Raw genomic sequence first — 15565 nt, 5'->3', positions numbered from 1 at the left:
CATCCATTCCCCGAGTCTTCCCTCAGTTTCTGGCGCTGCCGTGGGTCCCCTGGCCCCCTGTGAGCAACCGCAAGAGCCGGCCAACTCGTCCAGGACCTCCCACCGAGATCGAGACAGCCTGCCTCGGCGGCTGGACCGCCGGTCCTTACCACGGCATGTCGAAGTGACGGCCCGGGAGCCCATGGCCGACGGCGCACGGGGGACGTACGAGCGATCCTCGAATCAGTACGTCCGGCGCTCGGCCGGCGATGTCTGCCTCGCTTCGGCCGCCGCTTTGCTTCCCACACGTTCCCCGAAACGCCGCGAGGGGCGAAATCGAAGCCATTCAGGCCGATTTCGCCCCTCACGGGATCCTTGAGTGCCCAGGACTGGACTCGAACCAGCACGGATTTTACTCCACACGCCCCTCAAGCGTGCGTGTCTACCAATTTCACCACCTGGGCAAGAGGCCTCGCGCCGAGGCGCGACAGAAAGAACGTGGCCGATCGGTGACCCCGGTAGGGCTCGAACCTACGACCCGCTGGTTAAAAGCCAGCTGCTCTGCCAACTGAGCTACGGGGCCATGCCGACGGCGGGGCGCCGTCATCTCGGCGGGCAGGCGATCAAACTAGGCCGGCCGCCGGAGGGGGGCAACGGGCTCATGTGGAGCGCGCGCAAAGATGCCGCCCGCCCCTGACGAAGCCGGCCCCGCTGGCGACGGGGGCCGCCAGCGGGAGCGACCGAGCCGTTACCGGACGACGGCGGCCTGGCGCGTCGCGACCCGCCCGCCGGCCTCGACCCGGACGAGGTACACCCCCGCCGCGAGCCCGGCCGACTCGAGGACCGCCTCGTGCCGGCCCGCCGCGACGACCCCGTCGACCAACACGGCGACCTCCCGGCCCCGGACGTCGACGACCGACACGCGGGCCCGGCCCCCCGTCGGGACGGCGAACGCGACGCGGGCCGTCGAGCTCGACGGGTTCGGCGCGACGGCCGTCACCTCGAGGGCCCCGACGGCCCCGGCGTCGGCCGGGGCCGCCCCGACCCGGAGGACGAACCGGTCCGTCGCGGCGGCCCCGTCGGCGAGCTCGCCGAGGGCGAGGACGGCGTCCTCGGCGAGGGCCGGGCGCGGGGCGACGTCGAACGTGTACGAGGTCCGGGCCCGGACGTCGACCTCCGTGCCCGTCGCGAGGTCGACGAGCGCGACGGGGAGCCCGGCCGGGAGCGCGCTGGCGTCCCACCGGAGCGTCATCGTCCGCGCGGCCCCGCGGGCGTCGAGGGCGAGCGGGACCTCGCCGGCCGCGAACGGCCGGGCGTCGAGGCCCACAAACGCCTCGCCGAGGCGGGCCCCGACGACGACGTAAGCATCGGCCGGTGGCTGGAGCTTCAAGCCGTCGGCGTCGTCCAGACCCGCGTGGGCGTCGTCGGAGAACACGATCGTGAAGGCCTGGTCGGCGAGGGGGAGTCCGTCGGTGTCGGTCCCGCGGAGCTCGAGCGCCAACTGGGGACGCTCATCGACGGTGCGGCGCGTGGCGGACGCGCCCGCGGCCGAGGCCGGGATCGTCAGCACCCGCGGGTCGCCGTTCGCCTTTGGGCCCTTGGCGCGGACGCGGAACGACTCCCACGGACCGAGGCTCGACGGCGCGTCGTCCCAGGCCCGCGTGACCGGGTTGTAGACGTGGATCGGCGCGGCCGGGGCGATCTCGTCGCCGCCGGGCCACGAATAGATGCCGGTCAGGTCGAGGTCCGTCCCGAACGGGTTGGCGAGGTAGTTGAACCGGGACCCGCCCGTCTGGAGCTCGATCACGACGTCGGCTGTGTTCGGGGGGAGGTCCGTCGAGAGCGTGAACGGGAGCTCGACCGACCGGGAGACGTCGGGGTTGCCGACGTTCCGGTCGTACATGTACCAGCGGAACCCGTGGCCGGGCTGGAGGGCCTCACCGGTGCCGGCCGACACGGTCCACTCGGCCGCGACGGCGTCGTAGCTCGTCCAGAGGTTGGGCGGGTTCGCCGCTGGGTAGTAGCCCGGCACGCCGCGGACGAGGTTCTGGGCGGCGAGGTCGTCGACCGTCACGCCGGGGGAGGGGACGCCGAGGAAGCGTGAGCCGCGCGGGCCGTTGACCACGAGCGAGATCGACCCGTCACTGCCGATCGTGAGCGTCACGGGGACGGTGATCGACGGGGCCGACGGGTCGTTGGTCGAGACCGCGAGCTCGGCTGTGTACGTGCCCTCGGGGAGCTCGGTCGCGTCGAGGTCGACCGAGAGGTCGGCCGACGTGCCGGGGGCGAGCGTGCCGCTCGTGGCGCCGGAGAGCGAGGCCCAGACCACGGGGCTGTAGAACAGGACGGCCTTGTTCGAGGTCACGTACGCCGCGTTCGTGACGACCGCCAGCCCGTCGGTCGCCGTCGCGTTCTCGATCCCGACCGACGCGCCGTTGGTCGTCCCTGTCATCGTCCCGTACTGGAACTCGATGGTCCCGTCGGGCGCGAGGATCACCTGGAACGTCATCGACGAGCCCGATGCGTCGTAGAGACGCGCTTCATCCCACTGGACGACGAACCGTCCGTCGCCGAGCGTCTCGGTGTAGACCGTGCCTGCGGAGCTGAGGTCGAGGTCGTCCCAGAACGGGGCGATCACGTCGTCGATGTTCGTCGGGCCGCTGGTCCCCGGGAAGCCCGACGGGTTCGTATACGAGTTGCCGACGGTCGACGAGAAGGTGAGGAAGCCGTTGGTGTAGACGCGGACGCTCGACTTGTCGGCGCCGTAGAACGGGAAGGCGAAGGGCAAGGCGACGTCGGCATAGCCCTCGTCGCTGGCGGCGAACGTGCCGGCGGGCGTGAACGTGACGGCCGTGCCGGAGCCTGCGATGTCCTGTAAGTCGACCGCCGGGCCCCCGGCCTCGTCCGAGTCGATCCAGGCGTACCCGAACGCGTCGGGCCCCCCGCTGCCCAGGAGCGGGGCGAGTCCGGGCGCCTCGGCGGACTCACGGGGGGCCTCGGCGAGTGCGCCCGGGTCGACGCCGTCGGGACGGCCGCCCACGGCCACCGAGCGGTCCGGCGAGTCGGCGGGCCGTGCGAAGAACGGCCGTCGGGCGAGCGAGCCGTCGGGCTGGGAGATGTTCTGGAGCGTGGCGCCGTAGATCAGCGGGCCGCCGCCGCTCCCGTTCGCCACCGTCACGGTCGCCGCGCCCGTCTCGCCCGGCGCCAGCGTCGCGTCGACGGCGGCCGGCGCCACCGAGGCGGTCGGGGGCGCGGCCGGCTCGCGGGGCGCGAGGACGAACAGCCCGTTCGAGATGTCGTTGGCGACGACGATCCCGCTCGGGAAGTACGGGTAGTTGCTCCACTGCCCGTCGAAGCCGTGCGCGTCGCTCGACGGGAACGTGTCGAAGTAGGCCACCTGCGTCATGAACCCGCCGCCGAGGCCCGCTGCGTCGAGGATCTGGAGCCCCGCGCGGTAGTTGCTCTGGAAGACGCGGCCCTCGTGGACGTACAGGTTGTGGTCCGTCGCCGCCGTGGTCCCGTCATGGAAGAAGGCGAAGTCCGGCTCGTCGAGGTCGAGCAGGTCCATCACGATCGTCCGTGTGGGCGCCGTGCTGTTGCCGTCGGTCTCGTCGTTGACGATGAAGTACCGCATGTCGTCGGCGAACCAGCCCTGGTGCGTGTAGCTCGGGTTCGGATAGAACGCCTTCGAGATTTGGACCGGGGACGCCGGAGTCGACACGTCGACGATGGTCACGGAGTCCTCGTTGGACGCCACGCAGATGGCGTGGCCCGTGTAGTCCGTGTCGGGCCCGTCGTAGACGAGGCACTGCGCGTCGTGGGTGTACCCGTCGCCATCGTAGCAGCCGGCGAACGTCGGGCTCCGGGGGGTGGAGACGTCGACCATGTGGAGCCCGGTGCTGCACGTCCCGGACGACCCGACGCCGATCGCCAACTCCGAGTCCTCGTCCACCACGATGTTGTGCGCGTTGCCGAAGCCGGTGTAGCGAGCGTCGGCGGTGAACGTAACGGGCGGGGAGGAGACCGTCAGGAGCTTGGACAGGTCGAACACCTGCATTCCATGGCTCCCGGCCTCGCTCACGATGAAAGCGAAGTCACCGACCGTCTTGACGTCGCGCCACGACGAGTTCGAGGTGGCCGTCGGGAGCTTGCCGAGGAAGACCGGCGAGGCGGGGTCAGTGATCTCGACGAACGCCGTCCCGTTCGTGAGGCCCACGAGGGCGAACTCACGCCCACTATCGGCGTCGGTCCATCCCCAGATGTCGTTGCCGGCCGACGGCGCGCTGGACCCCGGGCTGACGAACGTGCTTAGTGGCAGGTGGCCCATGAGGTCCACGTCGTGGCACGCGTACGGCCCGGCCGTGCCGCCAGCACAAGGTGTCTGGGCGGAGGCGGCCGTCGCCAACAAGGCGGCGAGGAGGAGGGCGGGGGGACGAAAGCGCATGGAAACGGGGGGGATGGAAGGGCCCGTAGGCGCCGGAAGATCCACAGTGCGGCCGACTCACGCCACCACGTGGGATGTCCTGACCAGAAGGGTGACTCCGTGAGGATTCGTCAGAGTCAGCAGTTTTATCGTGGTGGGTTCTGTTCGCGTCGGCGCGGCCCGATACCTTGCCGCCTTTCCCCAAACCCGGACTGTCTCTTATGAACATCGCCGTCGTTGGAACCGGATACGTCGGCCTCGTCTCGGGCGTCTGCTTCGCCGAGATGGGGAACGAGGTCACCTGCGTCGACATCGACGCCCGGAAGGTCGAGAGCCTCCGCGACGGGCGCCTCACGATCTACGAGCCCGGGCTCGAGGTCTACTTCGACCGGGGCCGCCGCGAGAACCGGCTCCGCTTCACGACGGACCTCGCCGAGGCCCTCGCGCCGGCCGACGTCGTGTTCCTCGCCCTCCCGACGCCGCCGGCCGAGGACGGCTCGGCCGACCTCCAGTACGTCCTCGGCGTGGCCGACGACATCGGGGAGCTCCTGGCGGCCCACCCCGACTGGGGGTACAAGGTCCTCGTCGACAAGAGCACGGTCCCGGTCGGGACGGCCCGCCGCGTGACGGCGGCCGTCGGGGCCTACGGGCTCGAGGCCGGCAAGCACTTCGACGTCGTCTCGAACCCGGAATTCCTCCGGGAGGGCGTGGCCGTCGACGACTTCATGAAGCCCGAGCGCGTCGTCGTCGGGACCGACTCGGAGCGGGCGGCCGAGCTCATGACCCGGCTCTACGAGCCGTTCGTCCGGAGCGGGAACCCGATCCTCGTCATGGACGAGGCGAGCGCCGAGATGACGAAGTACGCGGCGAACGCGATGCTCGCGACGAAGATCACGTTCATGAACGAGGTCGCGAACCTCTGCGACCGGGTCGGCGCCGACGTCGACAAGGTCCGCCGCGGGATCGGGACGGACAGCCGGATCGGGCCGAAGTTCTTGTACGCCGGGATCGGGTTCGGCGGGTCGTGCTTCCCGAAGGACGTCCAGGCCCTCCACCGGACGGCCCGCGAGGAGGGGTACTCGTTCGAGATCCTCGACGCCGTGCTCCGCGTGAACGACGAGCAGCGCAAGTCGATGGTGCCGCACATCGTCGACGCCCTCGGCGACAACGACGGCCGCCTCGACGGGAAGACGATCGCGGTGTGGGGCCTCGCGTTCAAGCCGCACACGGACGACGTCCGCGAGGCGCCGGCCCACGTGCTCATCCGCGAGTTCGTCGGCCTCGGGGCCGACGTCGTCGCGTTCGACCCCGAGGCCGTCGAGACGACGAGGGCCGCGTTCGAGCGCGAGCCGCTCGGGGGCACGGGGTCGCTGTCGTACGCCGAGACGGCCTACGACGCGGCGGCCGGCGCCGACGCGCTCGTCGTGGCGACGGAGTGGCCCGAGTTCCGCCGGCCCGACCTCGCCCGCGTCCGCCAGTCGATGGCCGGCGACGGCGCGCCACTGGTGTTCGATGGCCGGAACGTGTTCGACCCAAAGCATATGGCCGGCCTCGGCTTCACGTACCGCTCGGTCGGCCGCCCGTCGTTCCCGGCCCAGGAGGTCTCGGACCGCGAAACGGCAGCGTAGCAGAGCGGGAGAGGGACACTCCCTCATTCCCCGTCCCTCATCCTCCATCCCCTGCTCATGCCCCGCACGCTCATCACCGGCGGCGCCGGCTTCCTCGGCTCCCACCTCTGCGACCGGTTCGTCGCCGAGGGCCACGACGTCGTCTGCGTCGACAACCTCGTCACGGGGAACCCCGACAACGTCGCCCACCTCGTCGGGCACCCCCGGTTCGAGTTCGTCCGCCACGACGTCTCGACGTTCGTCTACGTCGCGGGCGACGTCGACCACGTCCTCCACTTCGCGAGCCCGGCGAGCCCGATCGACTACCTCCGGCTCCCGATCCAGACGCTGAAGGTCGGGTCCCTCGGGACCCACAACGCGCTCGGCCTGGCCAAGGCGAAGGGGGCCCGGTTCCTCCTCGCCTCGACGAGCGAGGTGTACGGGGACCCCCAGGTCCACCCCCAGCCCGAGTCGTACTGGGGCCACGTGAACCCGGTCGGGAGCCGCGGGGTCTACGACGAGGCCAAGCGGTTCGCCGAGGCCATGACCATGGCGTACCACCGGTCCCACGGGGTCGACACGCGGATCGTCCGGATCTTCAACACGTACGGCCCGCGGATGCGGCTCGACGACGGGCGGGCCCTCCCGGCGTTCATGGGCCAGGCGCTGAGGGGCGAGCCGATCACGGTCTTCGGCGACGGGTCCCAGACGCGGAGCTTCCAGTACGTCGACGACCTCGTCGAGGGAATCTGGCGGCTGTTGCACTCGGGGGAGACGGACCCGGTCAACGTGGGGAACCCGGACGAGGTCTCGATCAAGGAGTTCGCCGAGGAGGTCGTCGCGCTCACGGGGTCGTCGTCGACGATCACGTACGAGCCCCTGCCGTCGGACGACCCGAAGGTGAGGCAGCCCGACGTCACGCGGGCGCGGGAGGTCCTGGGCTGGGCGCCGACGGTGGGCCGGGCCGAGGGGCTCCGCCGGACCCTCGACTACTTCCGCGAACGCGTCGAGGCGGCCTGACCCGGCCCGCCTCGGGAGATCAACGCGACGGGGCGACCACGCTGGACGATCTTGCCGGCCCCGTCCCCCCGAACTCCCTCGTGTCTGACCTCCTCGCCCTCGCCCTCGGGGCGGCCCGCGCCGCCGGCGACGCCATCCTCGCCTTCTACGGCCAGCCGCTCACCGTCGACGCCAAGGCCGATGACTCGCCGCTGACGCAGGCCGACCTCGCCGCCCACCGGACGATCGCCGACCACCTCGCAGGCTCTGGCATCCCGCTCCTGTCCGAGGAGGGTGACCCCGAATCTCAGGACCGGAAGGCATGGGGCCGGTTCTGGTGCGTCGACCCGCTCGACGGGACCAAGGAGTTCGTCAAAGGCTCGACCGCGGGGGGGAAGGCCTCCGGCGAGTTCACGGTCAACATCGCCCTCATCGAAGATGGTGCGCCGGTCCTCGGCGTCGTCCACGTCCCGGTCCTCGGCGTGACGTACTTCGCCGCCGATGGCGAGGCGTGGAAGCAGGTGAAGGGCGCGGACCCCGTTGCGATCGCGACACGGCCAGCGCCGGAGGGCGCCCTCACGGTCGTCGCCAGCCGGGACCACGCGGGGCCCGAGGTGGCCGCCATCCTCGAGCGCATCGAGGCCGAGGGACGATCGGTCGAGTCCGCCTCGATGGGCTCGTCGCTGAAGTTCTGCCTCGTCGCTGAGGGCCAGGCCGACTTCTACCCGCGGACGGTCCCGACCTTCGAGTGGGACACGGCCGCGGCTCAGGCCGTCGTCGAGGCCGCTGGCGGCGGCGTCTCGACGCGGGCCGACGACCGGCTCGCCTACAACAAGGACGACCTCCGCAACCCATCGGTGTTCTGCTGGGGCGACCCCGCCCTCGCCTGGCGGCCGTGGCTGTCGTGAAGGCAGCGGGGAAGGAGCGTGTGGCAGGGGGGAGCCCATGTGGCGGCCGAGGCACCGGCCCCACCCATCATCTCCCATCCCTCGTGCCCTCGTCATGACCTGGCAGGCGTGGTATACGCTGGGCGCGCTCGCGTTCATGGTCGGCGCGCTCGTGCGGGGCGTGGCGCGGACCGACATGGTCTTGCTGGGGACGCTCGGCTTGCTCCTCGTGGCCGGCGTCGTGGAGCCCGACGCGGCGTTCGCCGGCTTCTCGAATCCGGCGGTCGTCGCCATCGGGTCTCTGTTCGTGCTCGCGGCGGGCGTCGACCGGACGGGCGCCCTGGGGTTTCTGGACGGGCTGCTCCGGCCCCGGTCGCGGAAGGCCGGCCCCGCGATCCTCCGGCTGATGCTCCCGACGGCGTTTCTGTCTGGCGTCCTGAACAACACGCCCATCGTGGCGATGCTCATCCCGCGCGTGCAGGCGTGGCAGCGCGACGGCCCGGCCGCGTCGAAGCTCCTCATCCCGCTCTCGACGGCCGCCATCGTGGGCGGATGGCTCACGCTGATCGGGACGAGCACGAACGTCGTCGTCCACGGGCTCCTGCTGGCCGAGGGCCTGCCCGGGTTCGGCTTCTTCACGCTGACGTGGGTCGGCGTGCCGGCCGTGCTGCTGGTGACGCTGTACTACGGGCTCGGGGGGCACCGCCTGCTCCCCGAACACGACGGGGGGGAAGATCCGGCCGCGCGCCGTGGCTACCACTTCGAACTCCGTGTGGCCGAGACGGCTCCATTCGCCGGCCAGTCGGTCGAGGCGGCGGGTTTCCGGACGCTCGGCGATGCCTACCTCGCTCGGATCCGCCGCGACGGCGACACCCGCGACGCGGCGCCCGAGGCGGTCCTCCTGCCCGGCGACGTCCTCTCCTTCGTGGGAGGCTCGGCGGCGTTCGACGGTCTCCTGGCACGGACCGGGCTGGAGCGGACCGAGCCGTCGCTCGAGGGCGCCGACGGGCCGGATCTTCCCCTCTACGAGGCCGTCGTCGCGGCGAACTCGCGGCTGGAGGGGAAGACGCTCCGAGAGGTCGAGTTCCGTGAGCGGTACGGCGGCGTCGTGCTGGCGCTCCGGCGGAAGACGGAGGACTTGGAGGGCGGCCTCGGGCGCGTTCCGCTCCGGGCCGGCGACCTCCTCCTCGTCGAGGGCCGCCGCGCGCTCGCCCACCGCCTGACCTCGCAGTCCGACGACTTCGCGCTCGTGGCGCCGGTCGGGCACGTCCGGCGCGTGACGAGGCGGGCGCCGGTGGCGCTGGCGCTGCTCTTCGGGGCCATCGCGCTCGCGGCGTTCGGCGTGATGCCGCTCGCGACGGCCACGTTCGCCGGGGCGCTCGGGATGGTCGTGACCGGCTGCCTCCGCGGCAGCTCGCTGCGCCGGGCCGTCGACCTGCCCGTCCTCCTCGTGATCGGCGCCGCGCTCGGGATCGGGGCGGCCGTTGAGACGACGGGGCTGGCCGGCGTGGCCGCGAGGGCCATCGAGGCGGTCGCGGTCGCAGGGCCCGTCGTGACGCTCCTCGTGGTGTACCTCCTCGCCAACGGGTTGGCCGAGCTCATCACGAACAAGGCATCGGCCGTGCTCGTGCTCCCCGTGGCGCTGGCGGTCGCGGCCGACCTCGGCGTAAGCTGGATCCCGTTCGCCGTCGCGGTCACGATCGGGAGCGCGGCCAGCTTCCTCACACCCATCGGCTACCAGACGAACCTGATGGTGCTCGCGCCCGGCGGCTACCGCTACACCGACTTCGTTCGGGCGGGACTGCCGGTGAGCCTCATCGTGTGCGCCGTGACGGTGACGGTGTGCGCCCTCGTGTGGCTGTAGCCCGGTCCGCCTCGGCGCCGATGCGGGCCACTTCCAGCCCGGGGCGCGTCAACTCTCAACCAAGGACCGCACGTGGCGGACGGGATGCCCGGCCTCTGCTAGCTTCCGACGACCCCCCGACCGAATCGACTCATGGCTTCGAAGCGCACTCTCCGCACGTCCCACCTCCGGACGCTCGAGGCGGAGGCGATCCACGTCATGCGCGAGGTGGCCGCCCAGTTCGAGCGGCCGGCCCTCCTGTTCTCCGGCGGGAAGGACTCGATCCTCATGGTCCACCTCGCCCGGAAGGCGTTCCACCCCGGGCCCGTCCCGTTCCCGCTCCTCCACGTCGACACGGGCCACAACTTCCCCGAGACCCTCGCCTTCCGCGACGCCCTCGTCGCCGGGCTCGGGCTCCGGCTCGAGGTCGCCTCCGTCCAGGGGGCCATCGACGCCGGCCGCGTCGTCGAGGAGACGGGGCCGGAGGCCTCCCGGAACGGGCTCCAGATCGTCCCGCTCCTCGACGCCCTCGCCGAGCACCGGTTCGACGCGGCGTTCGGGGGCGGGCGGCGCGACGAGGAGAAGGCCCGGGCGAAGGAGCGGTTCTTCTCGGCCCGCGACCGGTTCGGCCAGTGGGACCCGAAGAACCAGCGGCCCGAGCTCTGGGACCTCTACAACGGGCACCGCCACGTCGGCGAGACGTTCCGGGTGTTCCCGCTCTCGAACTGGACGGAGATGGACGTGTGGCAGTACGTGGCGCTCGAGGGCGTCGGGCTCCCCGCGCTCTACTTCGCCCACGAGCGGGACGTGTTCGAGCGGGGGGGGACGCTCCTCGCCGTGACGGAGTTCGCCGGGCCCCAGGCCGGCGAGGCCGTGAGGCGGGAGACCGTCCGGTTCCGGACGGTCGGCGACGCGACGTGCACGGGGGCCGTCCGGAGCACGGCGTCGACGCTCCCGGAGGTCATCCGGGAGGTGGCCGCGGCGCGGCAGACGGAGCGGGGGGGGCGCCACGACGACAAGCGGTCGGAGGCGGCCATGGAGGACCGGAAGAAGCAGGGCTATTTCTAGAACCAGGGCCATTTCTAAGAGGGACGTCGAGGGATGAGCCCATCGCTCGTCCTCACCCATCCCACATCCCCGATCCCGCACCCCGCTCTCGACCATGCAGACCAACGGCACCGACCCCGCCCGCCTCGCCGCCGAGGCCGGCGCCCCCGACGGCCCCCCGGTCGACCCCTCCGACGGGTACCTCGACATGGACCTCCTCCGGTTCACGACGGCCGGGAGCGTCGACGACGGGAAGAGCACGCTGATCGGCCGGCTCCTCTACGACTCGAAGTCGATCTTCGAGGACCAGCTCGAGGCCGTCTCGGAGGCCTCGCGGGCCCGGGGGACCGACGACGACGGGGTCCCCGACCTCGCGCTGCTGACGGACGGGCTGAGGGCCGAGCGGGAGCAGGGGATCACGATCGACGTGGCGTACCGGTACTTCGCGACGCCGCGGCGGAAGTTCATCATCGCCGACACGCCGGGCCACGTCCAGTACACGCGGAACATGGTCACGGGGGCCTCGACCGCCGACCTCGCCGTGGTCCTCGTCGACGCCCGACGCGGCGTCCAGACGCAGTCGAAGCGGCACGCCTTCATCGCCGCGCTCCTCGGCATCCCGCACGTCGTGGTCGCCATCAACAAGATGGACCTCGTCGGCTACGCCCAGGAGACGTACAGCCGGATCGTCGACGAGTTCTCAGCCTTCGCGGCCAAGCTCGACCTCCGCGACGTCGACTTCATCCCGGTCTCGGCGCTCAAGGGCGACAACGTCGTCGAGCGGAGCGAGCACATGGGGTGGTACGGCGGCTCGACGCTGCTCCACCACCTCGAGCACGTCAACGTGGCTGGCGACCGGAACCTTAGGGACTTCCGGTTCCCCGTCCAGACCGTCATCCGGCCCGACCAGACGTTCCGTGGGTTCGCGGGCACCATCGCGTCCGGCGCGATCCGCCCCGGCGAGGAGGTCCTGGCTCTCCCGGCTGGCACGCGCTCGACGGTCAAGACGATTACGACGCTCGACGGCGACCTCGACGAGGCGGGGGCCGGCGAGGCCGTCGTGCTCACGCTCGAGGACGAGATCGACGTCTCGCGCGGCGACATGCTCGTCCGGCCCCAGAACATCCCCGAGGTGGGCACGGGCGTCGAGGCCATGATGTGCTGGATGGCCGAGGAAGAGCTCCAGCCGAACCGGCATTACCTCCTCCGCCACACCACGCGGGAGGTCAAGGCCTTCGTCGACGAGATCGTCTACCGGGTCGACGTCGACACGCTCCACCGCGAGGGCGCCGACACGCTGGGGCTCAACGACATCGGCCGTGTCCGCGTAACGACGGCGGCGCCGCTGTTCTTCGACCCGTACCAGCAATCGAAGCCGACGGGCGCCTTCATCCTCATCGACCCGTACTCGAACGCGACGGTTGCCGCGGGGATGATCCGCGGGGCCAGCCAGAGCCCGGAGGAGGTGGCCGGCAAGGCCGCCCGCCTCGAGCGCTCGGCCGATGCGGCCGCGGCGTTCGAGGACCGCCAGGTCTCGCCGAACGTGGTCTGGGAGGGCCTCAACATCCCACGCGACGAGCGCGAGGCGAAGCAGGACCACCGGGCCGCGGTCCTCTGGTTCACCGGCCTCTCGGGTTCAGGCAAAACGACGGTCGCCCGGGAGGTCGAGCGTCGGCTGTTCGACGCGGGTGTCAAGACGATGCTGCTCGACGGCGACCAGGTCCGCCACGGGCTCTCGGGCGACCTCGGCTTCAGTCCGGCCGACCGTCGCGAGAACAACCGCCGGGTGGGCGAGGTGGCCCGGCTCTTCTTCGAGTCCGGGGCCGTCACGCTCTGCACGTTCGTCTCGCCGTACGCCGCCGACCGCGACCGCGTCCGGGACCTGATCCCCGGCGGCCGCTACTTCGAGGTATTCGTCGACGTCGACGTGGAGACGGCGAAGGAGCGCGACCCGAAGGGGATCTACGCGAAGGCGGACGCGGGCGAGATCCAGAACCTCACGGGCGTCTCGGCGCCATACGAGGCGCCCGCCGACCCGGAGATCACGCTCCGCACGGCCACCATGAGCGTGGACGAAGCCGTCGAGGTCGTGCTCGACGCGCTCACCGAGGCGGGCATCGTCGAGCGGGACGCCTAGCCCATCCCCCAGTCCACGCCGCGCGCGTTCCCTATGACCGTCCGAGAGACCGCGCTGCCCGGCGTGCTCGTCGTCGAGCCGCGCGTCTTCGGTGACGCCCGAGGCTTCTTCCTCGAGCGCTACCAGGCCGAGCGCTACGCCGCGGCGGGCATCCCCGCCGCGTTCGTCCAGGACAACCACAGCCGGTCGGTCCGGGGGGCGCTCCGTGGGCTCCACTTCCAGCGGCACCACCCGCAGGGGAAGCTGGTCGAGGCCATCCGCGGGCGGATCTGGGACGTCGTCGTCGACGTCCGGCCGAACTCGCCGACGTTTGGCCAGTGGGAGGGCGTGACGCTCACGGAGGGCTCGCACCGCCAGCTGTGGGTGCCGCCCGGCTTCGCCCACGGGTTCTGCGTGCTCAGCGACGAGGCCGACGTGCTGTACAAGTGCACCGACGTGTACCGCCCGGACGATGAGGGCGGCGTTCGGTGGGACGACCCGGACCTCGGCATTGAGTGGCCCCTCGATGAGGCCCCGCTCCTCTCGGCCAAGGACCGCTCCCTCCCGTCGCTGGCCGATCTCGCCGGTGACGGGCTCCCGAACGCCCCTTTCGTCTCATGAGGGTGCTCGTGACGAGGCCCGCTACCTCGCTGGACTTGCCGAAGCCGCGGGCATCCCGCTCGTCCACCTCTCAACCGATAACGTGTTCGATGGGACCGCTAGCCCGCACGCCCCGGTAGCGCCGCCGAGCGTCTACAGCGCGAGCAAGGCCGCCGGTGAGGCTGCTGTTGGGGCAGCCACAGATCGGGCAGAGACCCTCCGGACCGCAAGGGTCTTCGAAGGTACGGCGAACAGTTTTGCGACCAGGATGCTCCGGCCCGCCAACGAGCAACCCCGCCTCGCCGTCGTCGCCGGCCAATGTCCCCACCCGACGGCTACGGCCGACATCGCGCACGCGGCGCTGGTCGCAGCCCGTCACGCAACCGATGGGTGGGCCAGAATCACCTGGCGGCACCACCTGGGAGGGCTTCCGGTCACGATGTGGTATGAGCAGGAGACGCCGCGGTGGCGGCGGGACAGGCGATGGGAGCGGTTCCACTCGTCCCGGTCACCTGATCTCGAAGGAGGCCTACCCGACGGCCGCGCGGCGCCAGTCAGGGGTCGGGCTTCAGCATGCTCCGACGCGCGGCGCGCTCGGCTCCGAGGTGGCGACCGGTGCGTGGTGTCACCGTCGATGTCGGGAGCTCGCTAGGTCACGGAAATCAACGCGATACGGGGATGAGATGAATCCCGTCGTGGAGCGGGAGGATCTTGTTCGCTTGGCCCCTTCGCAGTATCTAAGGCACAGCGCTCACGGTCGCCTTACGAGCTCCGAATCCCTCCAGTCTACCCGTCCGTCATGCCCGTGATCGCTTTGGCCCTCGGGTTCCTCGTCAGCCTTGTGGCGGCGCTTGCGCTCGTTCCCGTCGTTCGGAGGATCGCAGCCCGCGCTGGGTGGATCGATACCCCGGATGGGCGTCGGAAAGTCCACGCCCGGGCGGTCCCCAACGTAGGGGGCGTCGCCATCGTCGGCGCGGCGTGCCTCGGCATCGGGGTGATGACGGTGGCACGGCTCGAACTGCCGCGCTCGATCTCGGGCGCGCTCACGCTGCCGCACCCGTTCGTCGTCCTCGGCGCGCTCGGTATCGCGGCCGTCGGGTTCTGGGACGACCTCCGCGAGATCACGTACCGGGCCAAGTTCGCCGCCCAGCTCGCGGTGACGGCGCTCGCCTTCCTCGGGGGCGCCCGGGTCGTGGTATTCGACGGGCCGCTCGGGGGGGGGAGTCTGGCATTGGCCGTCTCCGTCGTCCTCACGGTCGTGTGGATGGTCGGGATGATGAACGCGGTCAACCTGATCGATGGAATGGACGGGCTGGCGGCGGGCGTCGTCGCCATCGCGTTCTGGGGGCTGGCTGGGGCCCACGCCATGCGGGGCGACTTGGGCGCGCTGGTGCTGGCGGCGGCCGTGAGCGGCGCGCTCTTCGGGTTCCTCCGGTACAACTTCAATCCGGCGTCGATCTTCATGGGCGACAGCGGGAGCCTGTTCCTCGGCTACGTCCTGGCGGCGTACGCACTGCGGGGGACGTCGCACCCCCACCCCGTTCTCGCCCTCATGATCCCGGCCGTGATCATGGGCATCCCGGTCCTCGACACGGGCGTCTCGATCCTGCGCCGCCGCATGACCGGCAAGCCGCTCTTCTCCGCGGACCGAGATCACATCCATCACCGCCTCCAGGCGCAGATGTCGACCCGGCAGGCGGCCGTCACGCTCTACCTGTTCGGGACGTTCCTGGCGCTCGGCGGCGTCGTCATGTCGGGCCAGCGGTGGGTCCCCGCACTGGTCACGTTCGCAGCCGGAACGGGAGGGGTCTACGCGTTCCTGAGCTACGTCCACTATTTGCCATCGCCGGTGGCCATCGTCCGATTCGCGCAGCATCGGCGTCGTCTCCGGCAACTCGTCGAGGAGCGCACCGGCGAGAGCGCCAAGGCGCCTCGGGCCGGCCGGATCCCCCACGGACGGTTCGAGCCAGTCGCTGGCCCGGAGCGGTAGCGGCGACCCATCCCACCTTGGCGTCGAGGTCGAGGGACCTGGTCGGGAGGAGGGGCTCCCAGCGCTCCTTTTCA

At 71.2% G+C, this 15565-nt stretch carries 10 protein-coding genes and 2 tRNA genes; 9 read left to right on the top strand and 3 right to left on the bottom strand.

All coding sequences use genetic code 11. The features are described 5' to 3' along the window. Positions 1-359: 359 nt before the first annotated feature. The 3 genes from BSZ37_RS16420 to BSZ37_RS16410 form a co-directional block, all read right to left on the bottom strand. A tRNA-Leu gene (locus BSZ37_RS16420) sits at positions 360-443 on the bottom strand. 46 nt (positions 444-489) lie between these two features. Next, a tRNA-Lys gene (locus BSZ37_RS16415) sits at positions 490-562 on the bottom strand. Positions 563-727: 165 nt separating this feature from the next. Next, a complete protein-coding gene (locus BSZ37_RS16410) occupies positions 728-4423 on the bottom strand; it encodes a choice-of-anchor B family protein (RefSeq protein ID WP_095511591.1) in 3696 nt (1231 codons plus the stop codon). Between the two features lie 200 nt (positions 4424-4623). Between BSZ37_RS16410 and BSZ37_RS16405 the strand changes: the two genes are divergently transcribed. The 9 genes from BSZ37_RS16405 to BSZ37_RS16365 all read left to right on the top strand — a co-directional run bounded on the left by BSZ37_RS16405 (position 4624) and on the right by BSZ37_RS16365 (position 15491). Further along, positions 4624-6030: a UDP-glucose dehydrogenase family protein gene (locus tag BSZ37_RS16405; protein WP_095511590.1), complete on the top strand. Its 1407-nt coding sequence runs from the start codon at positions 4624-4626 to the stop codon at positions 6028-6030. A gap of 57 nt (positions 6031-6087) precedes the next feature. Further along, positions 6088-7029, top strand: a complete 942-nt coding sequence (locus BSZ37_RS16400) for a UDP-glucuronic acid decarboxylase family protein (protein WP_095511589.1) — start codon at positions 6088-6090, stop codon at positions 7027-7029. Between the two features lie 80 nt (positions 7030-7109). Continuing rightward, complete coding sequence (gene cysQ / locus BSZ37_RS16395) at positions 7110-7916, top strand: 3'(2'),5'-bisphosphate nucleotidase CysQ (protein ID WP_095511588.1); 807 nt, start codon at positions 7110-7112, stop codon at positions 7914-7916. Between the two features lie 94 nt (positions 7917-8010). Next, positions 8011-9759, top strand: a complete 1749-nt coding sequence (locus tag BSZ37_RS16390; RefSeq protein WP_095511587.1) for an SLC13 family permease — start codon at positions 8011-8013, stop codon at positions 9757-9759. Positions 9760-9891: 132 nt separating this feature from the next. After that, positions 9892-10806, top strand: a complete 915-nt coding sequence (cysD, locus tag BSZ37_RS16385) for a sulfate adenylyltransferase subunit CysD (RefSeq protein WP_095511586.1) — start codon at positions 9892-9894, stop codon at positions 10804-10806. A gap of 187 nt (positions 10807-10993) precedes the next feature. After that, complete coding sequence (gene cysN / locus BSZ37_RS16380) at positions 10994-12922, top strand: sulfate adenylyltransferase subunit CysN (protein WP_095512430.1); 1929 nt, start codon at positions 10994-10996, stop codon at positions 12920-12922. A 33-nt stretch (positions 12923-12955) separates the two neighbouring features. Beyond that, positions 12956-13522 carry a dTDP-4-dehydrorhamnose 3,5-epimerase gene (rfbC, locus tag BSZ37_RS16375; RefSeq protein ID WP_095511585.1) on the top strand — a complete coding sequence of 189 codons (567 nt, stop codon included), beginning with the start codon at positions 12956-12958 and terminating at the stop codon, positions 13520-13522. Then, complete coding sequence (locus tag BSZ37_RS22880; RefSeq protein ID WP_095511584.1) at positions 13428-14153, top strand: sugar nucleotide-binding protein; 726 nt, start codon at positions 13428-13430, stop codon at positions 14151-14153. The genes rfbC and BSZ37_RS22880 overlap by 95 nt, the downstream gene beginning before the upstream one ends. A gap of 147 nt (positions 14154-14300) precedes the next feature. Next, positions 14301-15491 carry a glycosyltransferase family 4 protein gene (locus tag BSZ37_RS16365; RefSeq protein ID WP_095511583.1) on the top strand — a complete coding sequence of 397 codons (1191 nt, stop codon included), beginning with the start codon at positions 14301-14303 and terminating at the stop codon, positions 15489-15491. Positions 15492-15565 lie beyond the last annotated feature (74 nt).

The sequence above is a fragment of the Rubrivirga marina genome (genome assembly GCF_002283365.1).
Taxonomy (GTDB): Bacteria; Bacteroidota; Rhodothermia; order Rhodothermales; family Rubricoccaceae; genus Rubrivirga; species Rubrivirga marina.
The sequence above is the reverse complement of the archived record's forward strand: the minus strand, read 5'-3'. Positions and strand labels throughout refer to the sequence as shown.

What these genes read in the sequence shown, in the direction of transcription:
- BSZ37_RS22880 (WP_095511584.1), top strand. Translation starts at nt 13,428, where the DNA reads ATGAGGCCCCGCTCCTCTCGGCCAAGGACCGCTCCCTCCCGTCGCTGG.
- BSZ37_RS16405 (WP_095511590.1), top strand. Translation starts at nt 4,624, where the DNA reads ATGAACATCGCCGTCGTTGGAACCGGATACGTCGGCCTCGTCTCGGGC.
- cysD (WP_095511586.1), top strand. Translation starts at nt 9,892, where the DNA reads ATGGCTTCGAAGCGCACTCTCCGCACGTCCCACCTCCGGACGCTCGAG.
- BSZ37_RS16365 (WP_095511583.1), top strand. Translation starts at nt 14,301, where the DNA reads ATGCCCGTGATCGCTTTGGCCCTCGGGTTCCTCGTCAGCCTTGTGGCG.
- cysN (WP_095512430.1), top strand. Translation starts at nt 10,994, where the DNA reads ATGGACCTCCTCCGGTTCACGACGGCCGGGAGCGTCGACGACGGGAAG.
- rfbC (WP_095511585.1), top strand. Translation starts at nt 12,956, where the DNA reads ATGACCGTCCGAGAGACCGCGCTGCCCGGCGTGCTCGTCGTCGAGCCG.
- BSZ37_RS16390 (WP_095511587.1), top strand. Translation starts at nt 8,011, where the DNA reads ATGACCTGGCAGGCGTGGTATACGCTGGGCGCGCTCGCGTTCATGGTC.
- BSZ37_RS16410 (WP_095511591.1), bottom strand. Translation starts at nt 4,423, where the DNA reads ATGCGCTTTCGTCCCCCCGCCCTCCTCCTCGCCGCCTTGTTGGCGACG.
- BSZ37_RS16400 (WP_095511589.1), top strand. Translation starts at nt 6,088, where the DNA reads ATGCCCCGCACGCTCATCACCGGCGGCGCCGGCTTCCTCGGCTCCCAC.